The organism is Pseudomonas sp. MF6755 (assembly GCF_016405635.1).
Classification (GTDB): Bacteria; Pseudomonadota; Gammaproteobacteria; order Pseudomonadales; family Pseudomonadaceae; genus Aquipseudomonas; species Aquipseudomonas haemolytica.
This window is the reverse complement of sequence record NZ_JAEKDA010000002.1, coordinates 300468-322547: the sequence shown is the minus strand read 5'-3', so window position 1 is coordinate 322547 and position 22080 is coordinate 300468. Positions and strand designations below refer to the sequence as shown.

Below are 22080 nucleotides of genomic sequence, written 5' to 3'. Positions count from 1 at the left end.
CGACAATAAAAAATGCCGAGTCAGGAAGACGGGCAAAAGAGCTGACTCGCTGCCACAACCACAACAATACAGGCACCAGGAGCACCTTTTCATGAGCAGCACCTCTTCCGGCCAAAGCGCCGGGCAACTGGAAACACGCGGCATCGAACCGGTCCCGGAAGGCGAGTGCAACGGCCATCCGCTGCAACTGTTCTGGGTGTGGTTCGCCGCTAATATCAGCATCCTTGGTTTGCCGCTCGGCGCGACGTTGGTAGCGTTTCGGGGCTTGGCCATCTGGCAGGCGATCATCGTCGCAATCCTCGGCGCCGCCGGTTCCTTTGCGGTGGTGGGCATCATCTCCATTGCCGGCCGCCGTGGTCGCGCACCCAGCCTGACCTTGTCCCGCGCCATCTTCGGCGTGCGCGGCAATATCGGCCCCACGCTGGTGTCGCTGATGTCGCGCCTGGGCTGGGAAACCGTCAACACCACCACCGCGGCCTTTGTGTTGCTGTCGTTGTGTTCGATCCTGTTCGGCTCTGCGGTGGAGGCAAAAAGCGCGCCGCTGCTCACCCTGATTTTCATCGCCATCTTCGTGTTGCTGACCCTGGCCGTATCCGGCCTCGGCCATGCCACCTTGCTGGTGATCCAGAAGTGGGCCACCTACGTGTTCGGTGGCCTGAACATTCTGGTGGGCGGCTTCCTTTGCGCCACCATCGACTGGAACGCGGTGTTCAACGCCACACCCGCGCCGTTAAGCGCGATGATCATTGGCGTGGGCACCATGGCCGCGGGCACCGGTATCGGTTGGGCCAACGCCGGTGCCGACATGTCGCGCTACCAGCACCGCAGCGTCAAGGCCGCGCGCCTGGTGGCCTCCGCTGCGTTTGGCGCGGGCATTCCGCTGGTGCTGCTGATCACCCTCGGCGGCCTGCTGTCGGTGGGTAACAATGACCTGGCGTCGGCCACTGACCCGATCATCGCGATCCGCGACATGCTACCGACCTGGATGGCCGTGCCTTACCTGATCACCGCGTTCGGCGGGCTGCTGCTGTCGAACAACCTGTCGGTGTATTCGGCCGGTCTCACCACCCTGACCCTGGGCTTGAAGGTAAAGCGCGTACATGCGGTGATCGTCGATATCGTAGCGATCTTTGCCGGCTCGATTTACTTCATGCTGATCGCCGACAGCTTTTATGGCCCGTTCATCACCTTCATTTCGCTGCTGGCGGTGCCGATCACGGCGTGGGTCGGAATCTTCGTGGTCGACCTGATTCACCGTCATTACTACAGCCCCAAGGACCTGCTGGACGTCAGCCCGAGCAGCGCCTATTGGTATCGCGGCGGTGTGGAATGGCGGGCGTCTGGCGCCTGGGCGCTGGCTATTGTGCTGGGTTTGAGCTTCACCACCATCGGCACCACCGCTGAAAACATCTGGTTCGCCGGGCCGTTGTCCGATTCCTGGCTGGGCCATAACGGCCTGGGTTGGATTGTCACTTTCCTGGTGGCCGGCGGAATGTATGCAGTACTGGGCGGCGCATCTGACCGTCGTCCGGCCTTGGTAGAGAGTCCCAATGTCTAGATTGCTGCACACCGGCCAGGTCATCGTCGACCTGGTCATGGCCCTCGACACCCTGCCGGCAACCGGCGGCGACGTGCTGGCCAAATCCGCCAGTTTCGAAGCCGGTGGCGGCTTTAACGTGATGGCCGCCGCACGGCGCAATGGCTTGCCGGTGATTTACCTGGGCCGCCACGGCCACGGGCGCTTCGGCGACCTGGCGCGCGCGGCGATGCAGGCCGAGGGCATTGAGATGGCCTTGGCGGCCAGCGGCGACAAAGACACCGGCTTGTGCGTGTCTCTGACCGAGGCCAGTACTGAGCGCACCTTCATTTCCCATATCGGCGCCGAGGGTGAACTGAGTGCTGAAGACTTGGCCCGGGTCGTACCGCATGCCGACGACTACGTATACGTCAGTGGTTACAGCTTGCTGCTTGAAGGCAAGGCCCGGCCGCTGATCGACTGGTTGCTGGCGTTGCCGCGGGAGATCGTGGTGGTGTTCGATCCGGGACCGCTGGTCAAGGCCCCGGATTCGGCCTTGATGCGTGCGTTATTGCCGCGTATCGACATCTGGACCAGTAATGGTCCTGAAGCCCTGGCGTTCACGGGGGCCAGAGATATCGCTGGCGCGTTGCCGCAATTGACGCGCCATTTGCCTGTAAAGACGCTGTTAGTGGTGCGCGATGGGCCGAATGGCTGCTGGGTAGGGCATGCGGACGAGATCGAACAGGTGAGGGGGTTCAAGGTGCAGGCGGTGGATAGCAATGGCGCAGGGGATGCACATGCAGGGGTGTTTATTGCTGGGTTGGCGAAGGGCTTGAAGCCGGTTGACGCAGCACGTCGAGCGAATGCGGCAGCGGCACTGGCGGTAACGCGTTGGGGGCCGGCAACTGCCCCAGGTACGGCTGAGGTCGACGCTTTAGTCTCTGAATAAAACGAGGTTCAAAAATGTGGGAGAGTTAGCGCGAATCATCGCGCCGCCCCTCCCACATTTTGCGTCAACTTTATTGACGGGTTTCTTCTTCCTGCTTGCGCGCCTCATCCACACCGGACGCGGTCAGCTTGATCGGCAGGTTCAACGAGTATTCACCGGCGTCGTCGGTGGTCACATGCCCATCCTTGATCAGCCCGCGGTCTTGCAGGAACGCCAAGACACTGGCGACTTCTTTTTCACCGCGGTAATTGTCCAGCACCTCCTTGCCCAGGCCTTGCGGGTGAGCGTGCAGCAGGCGGGTGAGGACTTCTTTTTCAAGGTTTCTATCGACGTTCATGCGTACCTCTTCACTGGGAAATGATCGGGTGTTGGTCGTGCTATGGGTGTATCAAGGCGCGGGTTGTTTCGGTGCGCCTGGGACGTTCGAGTCGTCACCTTTATTGATGTTGGGTTGGTTGATAGCTGGGCCCATTTTGCCGTTGCCGACGGCAGCAGGTGCCTGGCGTTGTGTGTCATTGCCCTGGGTGCGAGGGTCAGCGCCCGGTTGAATAATTGCACCGCCATTGGTGTCTTGGCCGGTACCCATCGAGTCCAGGGATTCCTGGGTGGCCGGATTTGGCGAGCTATCGACTGGATCAGTCTTGCCGGTCGACGAGGTGGCAGCAAATGCACTCAGCGACGCGGCAGACAACAGGCCGGTGAGGGCGAGGGCAGCAAATTTGGAATTTTTCATGAGGGTGTCTCCATATGATTAATGTCCTTACCCTGTATTGGTCCGCGCGCATTTGCCGATCGTGCCTTGATGGCGACGAACGGTGCTGCGCTGGCTGTAAGTTTTTGTGTGCCAGTTGCGGGAATTGCGCTGCAATCGGTCATCAAACCGCCTTAGTATGTGGGCTTTGAATTTGCCCAAGGCTCGCCCATGACCATCGAGATTCGCCCCGCCGTGCCCAGCGATGCTGCGCAGATCCTGACCTTTATCACCGAGCTGGCCGAGTACGAGAAAGCCCGGCATGAGGTGATTGCCAGCGTGGTGGATATCGAACGCAGCCTGTTCAGCGAAGGCGCCACGGCCCATGGCCTGATGTGTCTGCGTGACGGGCTGCCGATTGGTTTTGCGGTGTTCTTTTTCAGCTATTCCACCTGGCTGGGCAGCAATTGCCTGTACCTGGAAGACCTCTACATCAACCCGGAACAACGCGGCGGCGGGGCAGGCAAAAAGCTGTTGCGCCACTTGGCCAAGATCGCCTGTGACAACGGTTGCGGGCGGTTTGAATGGAGCGTGCTGGATTGGAATGAGCCGGCGATTGCCTTCTATAAATCCATCGGCGCCCAGCCGCAGGAAGAGTGGGTGCGTTATCGCATGGAAGGCGAAGCGTTGCGCGACTTCGCCGTAGGCTGACGCTCCCTTCTTTAAATACCGAAGATCGAATGTGGGAGCGGGCTTGCTCGCGAATGCGGTGTATCAGTCAACCGATGTGTGGCTGACACACCGCATTCGCGAGCAAGCCCGCTCCCACATTTTTTTGAATTTATTCCAATATATGGGATGTAAATTTATATATTGAGATATTTCAAATGATGGGTTTATAGTCGCCTGCATCAGCACTCACTACCAAAAATAAAACAGGTGAAGCGATGCAGTCACAACCGTTGGCCTTACCCGCCGTGCCCGAGCCGACTTACGGCGAGCGACTGAAGAACAAGGTGGTGATCATTACCGGCGCCGCCCAAGGTATTGGCGAGGCGATCGTCGCCTGTTTCCAGGCCCAGCAGGCCCGGTTGATCATTGCCGATATCCAGGGCGAAAAAGTCGAGAAGGTCGCCGCCCATTGGCGCGAACGCGGCGCCCAGATCTATGCGCAACCCGTCGATATCACCTCCAAGGATCAATGGCAGGCGCTGGTCAACCTGGCCATCGAGCGCTTTGGCCGCGTGGATGTGTTAGTCAACTGCGCGGGCGTCAATGTGTTCCGTGACCCCCTGGAGATGACCGACGACGACTGGCGTCGCTGCTTCGCCATCGACCTCGACGGCGCCTGGTACGGCTGCCGCTCGGTGTTGCCGCACATGATCGAGCAGGGCATCGGCAACATCATTAATATTGCCTCCACCCATTCCAGCCACATCATTCCCGGCTGCTTTCCATACCCCGTCGCCAAGCATGGCCTGCTCGGCCTCACCCGTGCCCTGGGCATCGAATACGCGCCCAAGGGCATTCGCGTGAACGCCATCGCTCCCGGCTACATCGAAACCCAACTCAACGTCGATTACTGGAACGGCTTCCCTGACCCCCACGCCGAACGCCAGCGCGCGTTCGACCTGCACCCGCCCAAACGCATCGGCCAGCCCATTGAGGTGGCGATGACGGCGCTGTTCCTGGCGACCGACGAGGCGCCCTTTATCAATGCCACCTGCCTGATGATCGATGGCGGACGTTCTGTGATGTACCACGACTAAATCGTTTTCCAATAACAAGAAGGAGGTGGTTCATGCTTAAGAAGACACTCGGCACCCTGGCGTTTGCGATGGCGTTCAGCGGCTTCGTATCGGCGCAAGAGGTGAAGATCGGCTTTTTGGTCAAGCAGGCCGAAGAGCCCTGGTTCCAGACCGAATGGGCGTTTGCTGAAAAAGCCGGCAAGGACCAGGGCTTCACGGTGATCAAGATCGCCGTGCCCGACGGTGAGAAAACCCTGTCGGCCATCGACACGCTGGCGGCCAACGGCGCCAAGGGTTTTGTGATCTGCCCGCCGGACGTGTCCCTGGGGCCGGCGATCATGGCCAAGGCCAAGCTCAATGATTTGAAAGTGCTGGCAGTGGACGACCGCTTCGTCGACGCCAAGGGCAAGCCCATGGAAGACGTGCCCTACGTCGGCCTGGATGCCTACAAGATCGGCCAGAAACAGGGCGAAGCCATGGCCGCCGAAGCGAAAAAACGCAACTGGGACTGGAAAGAAACCTACGCCGTCATCAACACCTTCGATGAGTTGGAAACCGGCAAGAAACGCACCGACGGTTCGGTCGAAGGGCTCAAGGCCGCAGGCCTGCCGGCTGACCATATCCTGTTCAGCGCGCAGAAAACCCTCGACGTACCCGGCAGCATGGACTCCACCAACTCGGCATTGGTGAAACTGCCCGGCAGTGCGAAAAACCTGATCATCGGTGGCATGAACGACAGCACGGTGCTCGGCGGTGTGCGCGCGACTGAAAGCGCCGGCTTCAAGGCGGCCAATGTGATCGGCGTTGGCATCAACGGTACTGACGCCATCGAAGAACTCAAGAAGTCCGATACCGGTTTCTACGGCTCGATGCTGCTGAGCCCTGACGCCTCGGGCTACAAAACTGCCACTGCGATGTTCGAGTGGGTGACTAAAGGCACCGAGCCGGCCAAGTTCACCGCGTTGGATAACGTCACCCTGATCACCCGCGCCAACTTCAAGGAAGAGTTGAGCAAAATCGGTCTGTGGAAATGACCGCCGCGGCCCTGCGTTTCAACGGCATTGGCAAGGAGTTTCCCGGGGTCAAGGCGCTGGCGCAGATCAGCTTCGAAGCGCGGCCGCACTCGGTGCACGCGCTGATGGGCGAGAACGGCGCGGGCAAGTCGACCTTGCTGAAAATCCTCGGCGGCGCCTACTTGCCGAGCAGCGGTACGGTGCAGATCGGCGATCAGACCATGGCCTTCAAAAACGCTGCCGACAGCATCGCCAGCGGGGTCGCGGTGATCCATCAGGAACTGCATCTGGTGCCGGAAATGAGCGTGGCGGAAAACCTCTTCCTTGGGCATCTGCCGACGCGCTTTGGGGTGGTCAATCGTGGTCTGCTACGCCAGCAGGCGCTGGCCTGTCTCAAGGGCCTGGCCGATGAGATCGATCCCGACGAGAAGCTCGGACGCTTGTCCCTGGGCCAGCGCCAACTGGTGGAAATCGCCAAGGCGCTGTCCCGTGGCGCCAACGTGATCGCCTTCGATGAACCCACCAGCAGTCTGTCGGCACGGGAAATCGATCGCCTGATGGCGATCATCACGCGCCTGCGCGATGAAGGCAAAGTGGTGCTCTACGTCTCCCACCGCATGGAAGAGGTATTTCGTATCTGCGATGCGGTGACGGTGTTCAAGGACGGCCGCTACGTGCGCACTTTCGATGACATGAGCGCGCTGACCCACGACCAGTTGGTGACTTGCATGGTCGGTCGCGATATTCAGGACATCTACGACTACCGCCCACGCGAACACGGCGAGGTGGCGCTCAAGGTCGATGGCCTGCTCGGCCCGGGCCTGCGTGAACCGGTCAGCCTGCACGTGCACAAGGGCGAGATTCTTGGCCTGTTTGGCTTGGTCGGCGCCGGGCGTACGGAGTTGTTTCGCCTGCTCAGCGGATTGGAGCGGGCCACGGCGGGCCAGTTGCAATTGTGCGGGCAAGCGCTGCACTTGCGTTCGCCCCGCGACGCCATTGGCGCCGGTGTGCTGCTGTGCCCGGAGGACCGTAAGAAGGAAGGCATTATCCCGCTGTCCAGCGTGGCCGAAAACATCAACATCAGCGCCCGCGGCGCCCATGCCACCTTCGGCTGGCTACTGCGCGATGACTGGGAGAAGGGCAACGCCGACCGGCAAATCAAGGCCATGAAAGTCAAGACGCCGAATGCCGAGCAGAAAATCATGTACCTCTCCGGCGGCAATCAGCAGAAGGCCATTCTTGGCCGCTGGCTGTCGATGCCGATGAAGGTCTTGCTGCTGGACGAGCCCACGCGTGGTATCGACATCGGCGCCAAATCGGAGATCTACCAGATCATCCATAACCTGGCAGCCGGCGGTATTGCGGTAATCGTGGTGTCCAGCGACCTGATGGAAGTGATGGGCATTTCCGACCGCATCCTGGTGATGAGCGAAGGCGCCTTGACCGGTGAATTGCCCCGCGCGCAAGCGGATGAAGCGCGGCTACTGCAACTGGCGCTCCCGCGTTCGCGGGCTTGAAGAATAAGAGGGGTTGGGTATGTCTGAGGTAAAAACTGCAAAGGGCTTCTGGCCGGGTTTCAACCAGCGCAAATTTCTTGATGACTGGGTGATGCTATTGGCGGCGTTGGGCATTTTTGTGCTCAGCGCGGTGTTTATCGACAACTTCCTTTCGCCGCTGAACATGCGTGGACTGGGCCTGGCGATTTCCACCGTGGGCATCGCCGCGTGCACCATGTTGTTCTGTCTGGCGTCGGGGCATTTCGATTTGTCGGTGGGCTCGGTGATCGCCTGCGCCGGCGTGGTGGCGGGGATTGTGATCCGTGATACCGACAGCGTGGTACTCGGCGTATCGGCGGCCTTGGCGATGGGCCTGGTGGTGGGGCTGATCAACGGCATCGTGATTGCCAAGCTGCGCATCAATGCGTTGATTGCCACGTTGGCGACCATGCAGATCGTGCGCGGCCTGGCGTACATCTTCTCCAACGGCAAGGCGGTAGGGGTGATGGACGAAGGTTTCTTCGTGTTCGGCAACGGCCAACTGATGGGCGTGCCGGTGCCGATCATCATCACCGTGCTGTGTTTTGTGTTCTTTGGCTGGCTGCTCAATTACACCACCTATGGGCGCAACACCATGGCCATCGGCGGTAACCAGGAGGCCGCGTTACTCGCTGGGGTCAACGTTGACCGCACCAAGATCATCATCTTTGCCGTGCACGGTTTGATCGGCGCGCTGGCCGGGGTGATCCTTGCCTCGCGCATGACCTCGGGCCAGCCGATGATCGGCCAGGGTTTCGAGCTGACGGTGATCTCCGCCTGTGTGCTGGGCGGTGTGTCGTTGAGCGGCGGCATTGGCATGATCCGCCATGTGATTGCCGGGGTGCTGATCCTGGCGATCATCGAGAATGCGATGAACCTGAAGAACATCGACACGTTTTACCAGTATGTGATTCGTGGTTCGATCCTGTTGCTGGCTGTCATCATCGACCGCATGAAGCAACGCTGAGTTATGCAAAGTTATGCCATGTGAAGGCTAAATGTGGGAGGGGGCTTGCTCCCGATAGCTGAGTGTCAGTCACTGCATCTGTAACTGACCCACCGCTATCGGGAGCAAGCCCCCTCCCACATTGGATCTCCTGTGTCCAGGAGAGCGGCATTTGCCATAATGGCCCCGCTTTTTTTACTTATAGGCCGAGATATGCAGGAAAACGCCCACACCCCCGTCAAAGACGCCGCCCCCACTGGCACCCAGACCCTGTTACGCGGCCTGGGCGTGGTGCAAGCGGTGGCGGCTGGTGCGCGGGATTTGAAAGAGATCGCCCGGCGCATCGGCACCACCCGCAGCACGACGCACCGCCTGGCCAGTTGCCTGGTGGAAGAGCGTTACCTGCGTGTGGTGCCGCAAGTCGGTTACCTGCTGGGGCCGAAGCTGATCGAGTTGGGGTTTCAGGCCCGCGAAGAGCTGCCGTTGGTGAACCTGGCGGTGCCGTACCTGGACGAGCTGTCCGCCCTCACTGGCGACACTATCCACCTGGCGATCCGTGAGTACGACGACGTGCTTTACCTGCACAAGAACCCCGGCCGCAATGGCCCGGAAATGCGCTCGCGGGTCGGCCATCGCATGCCGTTGGCGCGCACCGGCATCGGCAAGGCGTTGTTGTTGGATGATTCGCCGCAGGAGTGGCAGCGTTTGTACCAAGTCAGCTTGCCGGCGGCCGGCAAAAGCCTGCAATGGCCGCAGCACCCGGAGCAATCCTGGCCGCAGTTCGAGCAGCGCATGCGTGAATACGTAGAGGGCGGTTACGCGTTCGACCTGGAAGACAACGAACCGTCGATCCGCTGCGTGGCGGCCCCGGTGCGCGATGCCAGCGGGCGCATTGTCGCCGGCATCAGCGTCGCCAGTACCGTGCCCTACATGCCGCTGGAGAAAATGGCCGAGCTGATCCCTGTGATCAAACAGGTCGCAGCCCGGCTGTCAGCGGAGTTGGGCGCGAAAGCCTGATCAGGCTTTCAGGCTCGCCATGTCGATGACAAAGCGGTACTTCACGTCACCGGCAATCATGCGGGCGTAAGCCTCGTTGATCTGGCGAATGTCGAGCATTTCGATGTCGCAGGTGATGTTGTGCTCGGCGCAGAAATCCAGGACTTCCTGGGTTTCGGCAATGCCGCCGATCAGCGAACCGGCCAACACTTTACGGCCCAGCACCAGCTTGGCGGCATTCACCGGCGGGTCCACCGGCTCGATCAAACCGACCAGGATATGCACGCCGTCAAAGCGCAGCACGTCGAGGTAGGGGTTCAGGTCGTGTTGCACCGGGATGGTGTCCAGCAGGAAGTCGAAGTGCCCGGCAGCGGCTTTCATCTGCTCGGCATCAGTGGACACAATCACATGGTCGGCACCCTGGCGGCGGCCTTCTTCAGCCTTGCTCGCGGAGCGAGTGAACAGCGTGACTTCGGCGCCCATGGCCTTGGCGAACTTGATGCCCATGTGGCCGAGGCCGCCCATGCCGAGAATCCCGACTTTATCGCCGGCTTTTACGCCGTAGTGCTTGAGCGGCGAGTAGGTGGTGATGCCTGCGCACAGGATCGGCGCGGCGCTGGCCAGGTCGAGCCTGGCCGGAATTTTCACCACGAAGTGCTCGCTGACCACGATGCTGTCGGAGTAGCCGCCCATGGTGTTGCTGCCATCCACGCGGTCCGGGGTAGCGTAGGTCATGGTCGGGCCTTCGAGGCAGTATTGCTCGAGGTCTGACGTGCAGGCTTCGCAGTGGCGGCACGAATCAACCATACAGCCGACGCCGACCAGGTCGCCGACTTGATGCGCGGTGACGTTGGCGCCTACGGCGGTGACCTTGCCGACAATCTCATGGCCTGGCATCAGCGGGTAAACGGCGATGCCCCACTCGTTGCGCGCCTGGTGGATGTCGGAGTGGCACACGCCGCAGTAGAGGATCTCGATGGCTACGTCATCGGCGCGCGGGCTGCGGCGTTCAAACGACATAGGGGCGAGGGGAGTGGTGGCCGACTGGGCGGCATAACCGATGGCGGTGTACATGGTGAAAACCTCGCAAAAGCAGTGACAGATGAGGCGGGCCATTCTCCGCGCCACCCCCTGATGCGGCCATGGCGATTGCTCCGAGTCTCATGCCTATTCGTCCGGGAGTGCCATGGGTTTGGATGCATCGGCGGCCAGACCTGCGATGATGCTCTCATCCCTTATTCGCGAAGTTTTTTGCCATGCTGTTGACCCGCCATGTTGATGCCAACGCCACGCTGGTTTCCCTGATCGAGGGGCTGACGTCCCGCGATGGTTTCTCCCCGACCCACCTGCCGGGCGTACAAGTGCTGCGCGCCAGTTGTGACGTAGCGCGTGGCCCGCAGATCTACGAGCCGAGCCTGATGTTCGTGGCTCAAGGCAGCAAGGTCGCCTACCTGGGCCCGCGTACGCTGGAGTATGGCGCCGGCCATTACCTGATCCAGGCGATGCCGGTGCCGTTCGAGTGCGAGACGTTCGCCATGGCGCCCAGTGCACCGCTGCTGGGCGTGACCGTGGGCATTGATCGTGTGGTGCTGGGTGAATTGGTGATGGCCATGGGCATGCAGGCCGGGCCGCCGCCGACCGCGCAAACCCTGGAGTCGATGAGTTCGGTGGTCTTGGATGACGCCATGCGCGGCTGCGTCGAACGGCTGCTGCAGTGCCTGCACGATCCATTGGAAAGCCGGATTATGGGCCCGGCGCGGGTGCGCGAATTATTGTTCACCGCCTTGCGCGGCCCGCAGGCCGATGTGCTGCGTGCGTTGGTGGAACAGCAAGGGCAGTTCTCGCGAATCGCCACGTCGTTGAATCACCTGCATGCCCATTACGCCGAGCCGCTGAATATCGAGACGTTGGCCGGTTATGCGCATATGAGTGCCTCGACCTTTCATGAACACTTCAAGCGTTGCACGCTGTTGTCGCCGGTGCAGTACTTGAAGCGTTTACGCTTGCTCAAGGCTCAGCAGTTGCTGCTGGTGGAGGGCATGGGCGTGGCGCAGGCGGCGCATAGCGTGGGGTATCAGAGTACGTCGCAGTTCAGTCGGGAATACAAACGCTATTTCCTGCGTAACCCGGGCGAAGAGCGGGTTGCCTAGTCATTTCAAGCAAAAGCACAATCCAAATGTGGGAGGGGGCTTGCTCCCGATTGCGGTGTATCAGCTACAGATTTGCTGACTGATCCACTGCAATCGGGAGCAAGCCCCCTCCCACATTTGATTTGTGTCGCCCATAAAAAAGGCTCCCAATTGGGAGCCTCCGTTGGTTTACATATTCGGGTAAGTCGGCCCGCCCGCACCTTCCGGTGTCACCCAGGTAATGTTCTGCGAAGGGTCCTTGATGTCACAGGTCTTGCAGTGCACACAGTTCTGGGCGTTGATCTGGAAGCGCTTCTCGCCGTCTTCCTTGGTGATCACTTCATAGACGCCAGCCGGGCAGTAGCGCTGCGCCGGTTCATCGTAGAGTGGCAGATTGGTGCCGATCGGGATGCTCGGGTCCTTGAGCTTCAAGTGGCACGGTTGTTCTTCTTCGTGGTTGGTACCGGAGATGAACACCGAACTTAGCTTGTCGAAGCTCAGCTTGCCGTCGGGTTTGGGGTAGTCGATCTTCTTGCAGTCTTTGGCCAGCTTGAGGCAGGCGTAGTCCGGCTTGGTGTCGTGCAGGGTGAACGGCATCTTGCCGCCCAGGATGTTCTGGTCGAACCAGTTGAAGCCTGCACCGATGATCGGGCCGAACTTATGCATCGCCGGGCCGAAGTTGCGGCTGGCGAACAGCTCTTCGTAGAGCCAGCTGGCTTTGAAGCTGTCGACGTAGTTGGTCAGCTCATCGCCGCCTTCGGAGTCGGCCAGCAGGCGCTCGGCCACCGCATCGGCGGCCAGCATGCCGGACTTCATTGCCGTGTGGCTGCCTTTGATCTTGGCCACGTTCATGGTGCCCAGGTCGCAGCCGATCAATGCGCCGCCCTTGAACACCATCTTTGGCAGCGAGTTGATACCGCCTTTGGCCAGGGCACGGGCGCCGTAGCTGACGCGCTTGCCGCCTTCCAGGTACTGGGCCAGCACCGGGTGGTGCTTGAGGCGCTGGAACTCATCGAACGGCGACAGGAAGGTGTTGCTGTAGGACAGGTCGACGATCAGGCCGACCACCACCTGGTTGTTTTCCAGGTGATAGAGGAACGAACCACCGGTGTTCTCGTTGCTCATGATGTCCAGCGGCCAGCCGGCGGTGTGTACCACCAGGCCTGGTTGATGCTTGGCCGGGTCGATCTCCCAGATTTCCTTCAGGCCGATGCCGTAGTGCTGGGCGTCGGCGTCGCTGTCCAGGTTGAAGCGCTGGATCAGTTGCTTGCCGATGTGGCCCCTGCAACCTTCGGCGAACAGCGTGTACTTGCCACGCAGTTCCATGCCCGGGGTGTACACGCCTTCTTTGGGCTTGCCTTCGCGGTCGACGCCGAGGTCACCGGTGATGATCCCGCGTACCACGCCGTTCTCGTCGAACAGGGCTTCCTGGGCGGCAAAGCCTGGGTAGACTTCCACGCCCAGGTTCTCGGCCTGCTGGGCCAGCCAGCGGCACAGGTTGCCCAGGGAAATGATGTAGTTGCCTTCGTTGTGCATGGTCTTGGGCACAAAGAAGTCGGGAACCTTGGTGGAGGTATCGCTGCTGCGCAGTACATAGATGTCATCGCGCACCACCGGAGTGTTGAGCGGGGCGCCGAGTTCTTTCCAGTCCGGGAACAGTTCGTTCAGGGCACGGGGTTCAAACACGGCACCGGAGAGGATATGCGCGCCAACTTCGGAGCCTTTCTCGACCACGCAGACGCTGATTTCCTTACCGGCTTCGGCGGCCTTCTGCTTCAGTCGGCAGGCGGCAGACAGGCCAGCCGGGCCAGCGCCGACGATGACCACGTCGAATTCCATGTATTCGCGTTCCACAGGCTATCTCCTACTCAAGGCTCAACAGGCTTTTTTTTCTAATGGGTGGAGGTTCGGTGTGGTTCTGCTCAACGGCAGCACCCACCTGTCTCTCTAGGTGGCGCATTATATATAGACCACTGGCAGCGTCCAATACAAACGTTTGTTTGAATTGCCCGCAGCCTAGGTAAATCAAAGCAACGGGGCTTATGACTGACCATTTTGCCGTATTGACCAGAATAGGCGTTCCGGTCAAGATACGGTCGGTTTTGCGCTTCCCGTAGGCAGACTGCAGGTTTCAAGAGCACGTCCAAAGACAGGCCCAAGCTAAAAAGGTGACGCGCACCCAGACGAAGGGGCGCAGTTTACACGCCGCGATAAAGAATGACCTCTCAGTCACCACTGACGAACGGTCGTCACTTCCCGTGTGCAAGGCCACTGCCGAGGTCTTTGGAGGTGCCCTTGTGTGCCGATGAGCATCAACCGCCAGGTTCGCCTAGGCGACTTTCTTTTCACCGGAGAGTAACGAGGAATCCATGAAGGTTCTTGTAGCTGTCAAACGCGTTGTCGATTACAACGTGAAAGTTCGCGTCAAGGCGGACAATTCCGGCGTCGACCTTGCTAACGTCAAGATGTCGATGAACCCTTTCTGCGAAATCGCTGTGGAAGAAGCCGTACGCCTGAAAGAGAAAGGCGTCGCGACTGAAATCGTCGTGGTCTCCATCGGTCCGACTACTGCCCAAGAGCAGTTGCGTACCGCCCTGGCATTGGGCGCCGACCGCGCCATCCTGGTCGAGTCCGCTGAGGAGCTGACTTCCCTGGCCGTTGCCAAGTTGCTCAAAGCCGTTGTTGACAAGGAACAGCCTCAGCTGGTGATCCTTGGCAAACAAGCCATCGACAGCGACAACAACCAGACTGGCCAGATGCTGGCTGCACTGACCGGTTATGGCCAGGGCACCTTCGCTTCGAAAGTCGAAGTGAACGGCGACAGCGTAGCGGTGACCCGTGAAATCGACGGCGGCGCACAGACGGTTTCCCTGAAACTGCCTGCCATCGTCACCACCGACCTGCGTTTGAACGAGCCGCGCTATGCGTCCCTGCCAAACATCATGAAAGCCAAGAAGAAGCCTCTTGAAGTGCTGACTCCGGACGCTTTGGGCGTTTCCACCGCCTCCACCAACAAGACCGTCAAAGTCGAAGCGCCGGCTGCACGCAGCGCGGGCATCAAGGTCAAGTCGGTGGCTGAACTGGTCGAGAAACTGAAAAACGAAGCGAAGGTAATCTAAAAATGACTATCTTGGTAATCGCTGAACACGACAACAAGGTACTGGCCCCGGCCACCCTGAACACCGTAGCCGCAGCCGCTAAAATCGGTGGCGACATTCACGTATTGGTCGCTGGCCAAGGCGCTGGCGCCGTGGCTGAAGCCGCTGCGAAAATCGCGGGCGTGAGCAAAGTCCTGAACGCCGACAATGCCGCCTACGCGCATCAGTTGCCAGAAAACGTTGCCCCGCTGGTTGCAGAGCTGGGCGCTGGCTACAGCCACATCCTGGCTGCCGCGACGTCCAACGGCAAAAACATCCTGCCACGTGTTGCCGCGCAGCTGGACGTTGACCAGATCTCCGAGATCATCTCGGTTGAAAGCGCAGACACCTTCAAGCGCCCGATCTATGCCGGTAACGCCATCGCCACCGTGCAATCCAACGCATCGGTCAAGGTCATCACTGTACGCGCCACCGGTTTCGACCCGGTTGCCGCCGAAGGTGGTTCGGCTGCCGTTGAAGCCGTCTCCGCTGCCCACGACGCTGGCACTTCCAGCTTTGTCGGTGAAGAGCTGGCCAAGTCGGATCGCCCTGAGCTGACCGCTGCCAAGATCGTCGTTTCCGGCGGCCGCGGCATGCAGAACGGTGACAACTTCAAGCACCTGTATGCCCTGGCCGACAAGCTGGGCGCTGCGGTCGGCGCTTCCCGCGCAGCCGTCGACGCAGGCTTCGTACCCAACGATATGCAGGTCGGCCAGACCGGCAAGATCGTTGCGCCACAGCTGTACATCGCGGTCGGTATTTCCGGCGCGATCCAGCACTTGGCCGGTATGAAAGACTCCAAGGTGATCGTCGCGATCAACAAGGACGAAGAAGCGCCGATCTTCCAGGTCGCCGATTACGGCCTGGTGGCGGACTTGTTCGAAGCCGTACCAGAGCTGGAGAAGCTGGTCTAATCCAGCTGCTTCACTTATAAAGAGCCCGGTCTTATGACCGGGTTTTTTTTTACTTATCAGGAGAACCTTGCCATGGCGTTGCGCCCCTGGACTTTACTGCTGGGCCTCACGCTGCTGCCGAGCCTGGCGTCCGCCGCCGGCAAGTGCGAGCGCCTGGTGATCACCGGCAGCCCGGACGCACCGCCCTTGCTGTGGCGCGACCCTCAGGACCCCACACACTTGATCGGTGCAACTGCCGACGTGCTGCAACAAGTGGGCAAGGACCTCGGGCTGAAAATCGACCTGCTCTACGGCGGCAAACGCTCCCTGGCCCTGGATGAGGCACGCAGCGGGCGTATGGACATCCTCGCCGACGCGCCGCTGAACCTCGGTGAGCTGGACAACTTCGACTACATCCATCCGGCGTTGATGCAGACCGATTACCTGGTCTGGACGCGCAAGGATTCGCCGCTGGCCTACACCACGGCGGCTGACCTGCACGGCCACAAGGGCGCGGTATCGGAGCGTGCCCGCCTGAGCGCTGAATTCGAAACCTTCGCCGGCCAGCAGCTCAACCTGCAACGCCTGCCGAACCTGACGCCAGCGTTCCAGAAGCTGTTGCTGGGGGAAGTGGACTATGTGCTGGCCGGGCGCTATTCCGGCATGGCCATGGCCCAGACCTTGGGCATGAGTAACGACTTGGTCGCCCATGAAGTGCCTGTCGATCAGCCTGGCCTGTACCTGGCGATTTCCCATAATTCGGCGTGCAATGATCCGTGGCTGCGCGGACAGCTGACCAAAAAGATGACAGAATTGCCCGCGTCCGGTGTCGCGCAAGCCGCGCTGCAGCGCAATCTGGAGCGCTGGAAAGCGCAATTGCAGCAACCCGTCGGCACCCCAACAAAGTAGGGATTTTCAGTGATTTTTCGACCTCTTTTCGCGGCCCTCGCCGTTGTCGCTCTGGCGGGATGTGCAGCCGATCCTGCGCCGAACGAACAAATGCGCCTGACCCAGCAAGCCTTGGAGCAAGCCACCGCGGTTGGCGTCAACACCGACGAATCGCCCGAACTGAAACTGGCCGAAGACAAATTCGCCAGGGCCCAGTCCAACATGGCCGACCAATCCTACAAGCACGCACGTATGCGGGCCGAACAGGCCGAGCTGGATGCGCGTCTCGCTGAAGCCAAAGTGCTGACCGCCAAAAGCCAGGAGCAATTGAACGTGCTCAATACCCGCATCACCCGCCTGCGCAAGCAACTGCAGCTGGGAGACGCGCAATGAGCCCGATGATCCGTGGTTTGGGCTGTGTGTTGCTGCTGGGCACTGCGGTACTGGGCGGGTGCGCCAGCCAACCCACCAGCGAGCAGGCGTTGCAACAGGCCGGCGATGACTTCCAGAAGGTTAAGGAAGACGCCAACGTGCTGCGCTTCGCGCCCAAGGATGTGATCCGCGCCGGAGAATCCCTGGCCCGTGCCGATCGCCTGTCCAGCTACTGGGGCAGCGGCGCCGACGTGGTGCATTACGCCTACCTGAGCCAACGCTACAGCGCCATCGCCCGCGAACACACCGAGCAGGGCCTCAATGCCGAACGCGGCACCCAGCTCGAGTTGGAGCGCCAGCGCCTGCAACTGGCCTTGCGCGAAAACAAGCTGGCCAGCGTGCAGCAACAGGGCAAATGGGTTGAAGCACAAATCGCGAGCCTCACCACCCAGACCGACCGTGGCCTGGTGATGACCCTGGGAGATGTGCTGTTCGACACCGGCGAAGCCGAACTGCAAAACTCGGCCAACCGTACCGTGCTGAAGATCGTGCAGTTCCTGCAACTGAACCCCAAGCGTCGAGTGCGCATCGAGGGCTACACCGACAACACCGGGGGCGAGCCGGAGAACCTGAAACTGTCCCGCGACCGTGCCCAATCGGTGGCAGACCTGCTGATGGACCTCGGTATCGACGACAAGCGTATCGAGGTCGAGGGTTATGGCGACCAATACCCGGTAGAAGCCAACGCCTCCGAGCGCGGCCGCGCGCAGAACCGCCGGGTGGAAATTGTGTTCTCTGACGAGAAGGGCCAACTGGGCGCTGCTCGCTGAGCGCCAGGCTCCGATTTAATGTGGGAGGGGGCATGCTCCCGATAGCGGTAGTTCAGTTGCAACATCTTTGACTGATACACCGTCATCGGGAGCAAGCCCTCTCCCACATTTTGTTAGGCGTACTCCCTTTACAGTTTTCGCTGTCACTCCCGCCCGCGCTCGACTATTGTGGCAACTGTCCCCGTACACTTCTAAACTGTGCCGGTATGTTTCACACAAAAATAAAATGCCCGTGTAATCGAGTGCTGCGTCATGACCAATCTGTTGCTTTACCAACGTATTGCCCAGCAACTGGCTGAGGACATCCGGCGCGGTGTCTACCAACCGGGGGAACGCGTGCCGTCGGTGCGCAAGATGAGTTCCCAGCTCAATGTGAGCCATGCCACGGTGCTGCAGGCCTACGCCAACCTGGAAGACCAGGGGCTGATCCGGGCGCGGCCGCAGTCGGGCTACTACGTACACCAGACCCCAGCACTCACGGCGCCGACGCCAGACATCGCACGGGTCGAGCGCCCAGGGTTGGTCACCCGCAGCAGTATCATCCAGCAGGTATTGGTCGAGTCGCGCCGAGAGGGGGTGTTCCCCTTGGGCGCTGCGGTGCCGAGTGTCGACTACCTTCCGGTGCGGGCGCTGCACCAGCAGTTGGCCAAGGTCACACGGTTCCAGAGCCCGCGGGCATTCAGCTACATGTTCAGCCCCGGTTTCGAACCGCTGCGCCGCCAGGTGGCGATCCGCATGCGCGATGCCGGTGTGGTGGTGGATCCTTCCGAGGTGGTGATCACCCACGGCTGCGTCGATGCGTTGCAGATGTCCTTACGCGTGCTGACACGGCCTGGCGACCTGATCGCCGCCGAATCCCCGACGTACTACGGTTTGCTGCAACTGGCGGATTTGCTCGGCCTCAAGGTCATCGAGATCCCCAGCGACCCGGCCACGGGCATGAGCCTGGAAGCCTTGCAACTGGCCGCCAACCAATGGTCGATCAAGGCGCTGGTGCTGACCACGCGCCTGAGCAACCCCTTGGGCGGTACCATGCCCGAGGAGCGGCAGAAGCAGTTGCTGCGCCTGGCGTCGGATTTCGATATCCAGATCGTCGAGGACGATATCTATGGCGAGTTGATGTTCGAACTGGGCCGCACCAAGGCCCTGAAAGCCTATGACCGTCTTGATCGGGTCATCTATTGCTCGAGTTTTTCCAAGACCTTGTCCCCGGGCGTGCGCATCGGCTGGATGATTGCCGGCAAGTACCAGCAGGAAATCCAGCGCCTGCAAATGTTCAGCACCCACTCCGCCTGCAGTGTCACGCAGATGGGTGTCGCGGCCTACCTGGAGAACGGTGGCTACGACCGCCACCTGCGCTACATCCGTCAGGAATACCGCAAGAACCTCAGCGCTTTCCAACTGGCGGTGCAGCAATATTTTCCTGAAGGCACCCAGATGACCCGCCCGACCGGCGGCTTTATCCTGTGGGTCAGTTTGCCGGGGCGGGTCAATACCCAGGAACTGCACGTGCGCGCCTTGCAGCAGGGCATCAGCATTGCACCGGGGCTGATCTTCAGTAATACAGAACAGTTCAACCACTGTATTCGCCTCAATTGCGGTACCCCGTGGAACCGCGAGGCAGAGCGTGCGTTGATGACCCTGGGCATGCTTGCCAACCAGTTGTGCCAGGAGACCGCGGCGGGCTTTTGAGGCGTGCAAAGGGGACAACACTGATCTGTACCCTTGTCATGCCGCCCACAACAAGCGAGCATATGGCCTTCTGCCGTTAATGCTGTTGGCGATATGACTTCTATTTTCCGCGTTACTTTGGTGATTGGCCTGTTAAGCCTGTGCAATGTTGGCACTGTGCTGGCAGCACCGCCGGTGGCTGACAGCAAGCCCACTGTCAGTGCCGAGCAAAAGCCCTCTGCGAAGAAACCAACTCCTGCGAAAAAGGCCCCCACCCAGAAAAAAGCCGCATCGACCAAAAAGCGTGCACCCGTGGCGAGCAAGTCCAAGTCGGCCCATGAAATCGCCCAGACCAAACTGCCACCGGCACAGTTGGACCTGTCCCTACCCTCGGACATGGTCAGGTTGCTGCAGCCGATCGGCACCATGCCCAAACCCAAGAGCGTGCCCTTGCTGCCGCCGATGTTTGGCGAAAAGCCCACCGACGACAGTGCGTTCCAGATCAACGGCCGCTTGCTCAGCAATGAGATGAAGCTGCAACTGCGTAACGATGAGCGCCGTGATGTAGAAGGTGCCGCGCTGGATTTCGAATTCAAGCAATAAAACTGTGCAGCCACAGGTGACCCAATACGCCGACCATCTGTCGCAGACTGGTCAGTCACGTTTGTTTTGTGCGAAAAACCCCTGTTGGACCATTTTAAAACGGCTGTTTAAGGGCGTACTCTAGCCCGGCCATCCCTATTGAGTCGTCGAGGACCTGCTGTGCATGAAATGCCGTGAAGGCTGTGGCGCATGCTGCATCGCCCCCTCCATCAGTTCACCGTTGCCAGGAATGCCCCAGGGCAAACCGGCAGGCGTTCGCTGCCTGCACCTGTCGGTCGAACAACTGTGCCAGTTGTTCGGTCAACCGGAACGGCCAGCGGTGTGCAGTGATTTCAAGGCGGATCTGGAGGTCTGTGGCAACGACCAGGCCGACGCGATCCGGCTGATCGGCTGGTGGGAACAGATGACGGCGGCTTGATGGGCTTTACTATTGGAACTTCAACAATAAGGAATACAACAATGGGTTCGCTGAAACGAATGGCTGTGCTGTGCGGTTTTACTGTGTTGTTTGCTGCCACTGCCCAGGCTGAGAATTGGCAAGTCGCCAAGGATGAAGACGGTATCAAGGTGTCCCTGAGCGAAATTGCCGGCTCCAAGTACAAGGCGTATCGCGGTGTGACTGTAATCAAGGCGCCGGTCGCCAAGGTCCAGGCGCTGCAGGAAGACGTGGCTGGCGCTTGCGCGTGGATCCACGAATGCAAATCCCAGAAACTCGTCGACAAGAAAGGCGACGAGGCCTGGACCTATACCCAGTTCAAGGCGCCGTTCCCTGTGACGGATCGTGACTCGTATATCCATGTCACGACCACCAAGGATGCCGATGGCACCGTCACCCGCAAGTTGCAGGGTGTACCGACCTACAAGCCGGAAGAAAAAGGCTACGTGCGAGTCGCCCAGGTTGATGGCTTCTGGAAACTGGTGCCCAAAGGCGCCAACGAGACTGAAGTCACCTACCAGGTGCACACCGAGCCAGGTGGCAGCGTGCCGTCGTGGCTGGCCAACAAGTTCGTGGTGGACGCGCCGTTCAACACCTTGAAAGCCTTGAAAGAACACGCTGAAAAATAACTGCAACTGATCAGGTGTCTCTGGCCTTGAGTGGAACGTTTGGCGAGCCCTCAAGGTCCAGATAGAGGTAAGCCCACCTACGGGTTTTATCGAGGAGGCACCGATGCCGAAGTGGAATGTTTCTTTCATCAACGACCGTGGCGAGCCGGTAGTCGAGCAATTCGACTGCGAGCATGAGCCGACGCTGGAAGAAGCCGCACAGATGGTGCGCGTGCGTGTGTCGCCGGTGTTGGAAAAGCTGGACCTTAACGATCTCGCCGACCGTGTTCCCGATCCCACGGTCAAGAGCCTGCATGATCAAAATGGTATCAAGGACCTCAAGGTCGAACCCGCGGCCTGAACATTTTCTATAGACCCTTCAAGCGCCTCTGGTGGAGGTGATAGCTTCGCGCTACTCTGCAACGGAGATCAGCGAATGAATCGCTAAGGTCTGGTCTTGTCAGCTACATGCTTGTTTTCCAGCGGTGTTGTTACTGCCGTAGTCCCCGCGCCAGTAGGGCGCGGGCTTCGGGAAGCACGGAAAGTCTATCCATCGGTTTGAGGAGGACGTTTCATGAGCACAGCCTATCAAGAAGACATCAGCACCAACGTTCTGCGCCGCATGAAAGAAGGCGGCTTCGACTTCTCACGTTTTCACCCCATCGAGTTCTACGCCATTTTCCCGGATGAGGAACGGGCGCGCAGGGCTGCGGGTCGATTTCGTGGGGAATCCCTGAATGCCCAGGTCAGCGCGCGCGACGATGGCGCCTGGTACTTGGAACTGAGCAAAATCATGTTCGCAACCTACGACGGCATAGGAGACTTCGAGCAGGACTTTGAGGCGGTGGTCGAGCCCCTGGGCGGGATCATTGAAGGATGGGGCGTCAAGCAGGAGGTGCGTGGGTTACCCATGTAGTTGGTTTTTTATGAGCAGCGCAGCGTATCGGCTGACCTTTGGGTCGGCCGATTTTGTTTGGGGGCTGTCGGAACATGCACTGGTTTTGTTACGCGCAAAAAAAAGCCACCCGAATAGGGTGGCGTAAAGGGAAGCTCGAGGGAGCAGATCAGTACACGAAGTAACACAGTACCGCTTGCACAAAGGGTTTTGCTGTAGGA

At 60.0% G+C, this 22080-nt stretch carries 24 protein-coding genes; 20 read left to right on the top strand and 4 right to left on the bottom strand.

Annotation, left to right across the window (positions count from 1 at the left end; genetic code table 11):
* The first annotated feature begins 91 nt into the window (after window positions 1-91).
* Both JFT66_RS03925 and JFT66_RS03920 read left to right on the top strand, forming a co-directional pair.
* Window positions 92-1558, top strand: coding sequence for a purine-cytosine permease family protein (locus tag JFT66_RS03925; RefSeq protein WP_198858796.1), 1467 nt, complete (start codon window positions 92-94; stop codon window positions 1556-1558).
* Window positions 1551-2468 carry a PfkB family carbohydrate kinase gene (locus JFT66_RS03920; protein WP_034120782.1) on the top strand — a complete coding sequence of 306 codons (918 nt, stop codon included), beginning with the start codon at window positions 1551-1553 and terminating at the stop codon, window positions 2466-2468. The genes JFT66_RS03925 and JFT66_RS03920 overlap by 8 nt, the downstream gene beginning before the upstream one ends.
* A 70-nt stretch (window positions 2469-2538) precedes the next feature.
* On the opposite strand, the gene JFT66_RS03915 is transcribed toward JFT66_RS03920, so the two are convergent.
* On the bottom strand, window positions 2539-2805 hold the full coding sequence (locus JFT66_RS03915; RefSeq protein ID WP_034120781.1) for a hypothetical protein: 267 nt from the start codon (window positions 2803-2805) through the stop codon (window positions 2539-2541).
* A gap of 51 nt (window positions 2806-2856) precedes the next feature.
* Window positions 2857-3201 carry a hypothetical protein gene (locus tag JFT66_RS03910; protein WP_034120780.1) on the bottom strand — a complete coding sequence of 115 codons (345 nt, stop codon included), beginning with the start codon at window positions 3199-3201 and terminating at the stop codon, window positions 2857-2859.
* Window positions 3202-3390: 189 nt separating this feature from the next.
* Here JFT66_RS03910 and JFT66_RS03905 point away from each other — a divergent pair, with 189 nt between their 5' ends.
* The 6 genes from JFT66_RS03905 (at window position 3391) to JFT66_RS03880 (ending at window position 9418) form a co-directional block, all read left to right on the top strand.
* The gene (locus tag JFT66_RS03905) at window positions 3391-3870 is read left to right on the top strand and encodes a GNAT family N-acetyltransferase (protein WP_034120778.1); all 480 of its coding nucleotides are present in this window, start codon (window positions 3391-3393) and stop codon (window positions 3868-3870) included.
* 236 nt (window positions 3871-4106) lie between these two features.
* Window positions 4107-4928, top strand: a complete 822-nt coding sequence (locus tag JFT66_RS03900) for an SDR family oxidoreductase (protein WP_034120776.1) — start codon at window positions 4107-4109, stop codon at window positions 4926-4928.
* A gap of 32 nt (window positions 4929-4960) precedes the next feature.
* Window positions 4961-5941, top strand: coding sequence for a substrate-binding domain-containing protein (locus tag JFT66_RS03895; protein ID WP_034120775.1), 981 nt, complete (start codon window positions 4961-4963; stop codon window positions 5939-5941).
* Complete coding sequence (araG, locus tag JFT66_RS03890; RefSeq protein WP_153839942.1) at window positions 5938-7437, top strand: L-arabinose ABC transporter ATP-binding protein AraG; 1500 nt, start codon at window positions 5938-5940, stop codon at window positions 7435-7437. Before JFT66_RS03895 ends, araG begins: the two co-directional genes overlap by 4 nt.
* Window positions 7438-7456: 19 nt before the next feature.
* Complete coding sequence (araH, locus tag JFT66_RS03885; RefSeq protein ID WP_034120773.1) at window positions 7457-8422, top strand: L-arabinose ABC transporter permease AraH; 966 nt, start codon at window positions 7457-7459, stop codon at window positions 8420-8422.
* Between the two features lie 192 nt (window positions 8423-8614).
* Complete coding sequence (locus JFT66_RS03880) at window positions 8615-9418, top strand: IclR family transcriptional regulator (protein WP_198858795.1); 804 nt, start codon at window positions 8615-8617, stop codon at window positions 9416-9418.
* Here JFT66_RS03880 and JFT66_RS03875 read toward each other — a convergent pair whose 3' ends face one another.
* Entirely contained in the window at window positions 9419-10471 is a 1053-nt protein-coding gene (locus tag JFT66_RS03875; protein ID WP_198858794.1) for an NAD(P)-dependent alcohol dehydrogenase, read from the bottom strand.
* 182 nt (window positions 10472-10653) lie between these two features.
* Here JFT66_RS03875 and JFT66_RS03870 point away from each other — a divergent pair, with 182 nt between their 5' ends.
* Entirely contained in the window at window positions 10654-11547 is an 894-nt protein-coding gene (locus JFT66_RS03870) for an AraC family transcriptional regulator (protein WP_198858793.1), read from the top strand.
* 168 nt (window positions 11548-11715) lie between these two features.
* On the opposite strand, the gene JFT66_RS03865 is transcribed toward JFT66_RS03870, so the two are convergent.
* Window positions 11716-13380, bottom strand: coding sequence for an electron transfer flavoprotein-ubiquinone oxidoreductase (locus JFT66_RS03865; RefSeq protein WP_162525000.1), 1665 nt, complete (start codon window positions 13378-13380; stop codon window positions 11716-11718).
* Between the two features lie 515 nt (window positions 13381-13895).
* Here JFT66_RS03865 and JFT66_RS03860 point away from each other — a divergent pair.
* From JFT66_RS03860 to JFT66_RS03810, 11 genes are all read left to right on the top strand, one after another.
* Window positions 13896-14645, top strand: coding sequence for an electron transfer flavoprotein subunit beta/FixA family protein (locus JFT66_RS03860; RefSeq protein ID WP_015885405.1), 750 nt, complete (start codon window positions 13896-13898; stop codon window positions 14643-14645).
* Window positions 14646-14647: 2 nt separating this feature from the next.
* On the top strand, window positions 14648-15577 hold the full coding sequence (locus tag JFT66_RS03855) for an electron transfer flavoprotein subunit alpha/FixB family protein (RefSeq protein WP_034120769.1): 930 nt from the start codon (window positions 14648-14650) through the stop codon (window positions 15575-15577).
* A 72-nt stretch (window positions 15578-15649) separates the two neighbouring features.
* Window positions 15650-16465: a substrate-binding periplasmic protein gene (locus JFT66_RS03850; RefSeq protein WP_198858792.1), complete on the top strand. Its 816-nt coding sequence runs from the start codon at window positions 15650-15652 to the stop codon at window positions 16463-16465.
* 9 nt (window positions 16466-16474) lie between these two features.
* A complete protein-coding gene (locus JFT66_RS03845; RefSeq protein ID WP_034120768.1) occupies window positions 16475-16837 on the top strand; it encodes a DUF4398 domain-containing protein in 363 nt (120 codons plus the stop codon).
* On the top strand, window positions 16834-17646 hold the full coding sequence (locus JFT66_RS03840; protein WP_198858791.1) for an OmpA family protein: 813 nt from the start codon (window positions 16834-16836) through the stop codon (window positions 17644-17646). The genes JFT66_RS03845 and JFT66_RS03840 overlap by 4 nt, the downstream gene beginning before the upstream one ends.
* Before the next feature lie 252 nt (window positions 17647-17898).
* Window positions 17899-19338 (top strand): aminotransferase-like domain-containing protein, encoded by a 1440-nt coding sequence (locus JFT66_RS03835; RefSeq protein ID WP_034120766.1) that lies wholly within the window; start codon window positions 17899-17901, stop codon window positions 19336-19338.
* A gap of 93 nt (window positions 19339-19431) precedes the next feature.
* Entirely contained in the window at window positions 19432-19920 is a 489-nt protein-coding gene (locus JFT66_RS03830) for a hypothetical protein (RefSeq protein ID WP_034120765.1), read from the top strand.
* A gap of 163 nt (window positions 19921-20083) precedes the next feature.
* On the top strand, window positions 20084-20338 hold the full coding sequence (locus JFT66_RS03825; protein WP_034120764.1) for a YkgJ family cysteine cluster protein: 255 nt from the start codon (window positions 20084-20086) through the stop codon (window positions 20336-20338).
* A 41-nt stretch (window positions 20339-20379) separates the two neighbouring features.
* Window positions 20380-20985, top strand: coding sequence for an START domain-containing protein (locus tag JFT66_RS03820; protein WP_198858790.1), 606 nt, complete (start codon window positions 20380-20382; stop codon window positions 20983-20985).
* 103 nt (window positions 20986-21088) lie between these two features.
* Entirely contained in the window at window positions 21089-21325 is a 237-nt protein-coding gene (locus JFT66_RS03815; RefSeq protein WP_124379114.1) for a hypothetical protein, read from the top strand.
* Between the two features lie 213 nt (window positions 21326-21538).
* Window positions 21539-21880 (top strand): ribonuclease E inhibitor RraB, encoded by a 342-nt coding sequence (locus tag JFT66_RS03810; protein WP_003193463.1) that lies wholly within the window; start codon window positions 21539-21541, stop codon window positions 21878-21880.
* Window positions 21881-22080 lie beyond the last annotated feature (200 nt).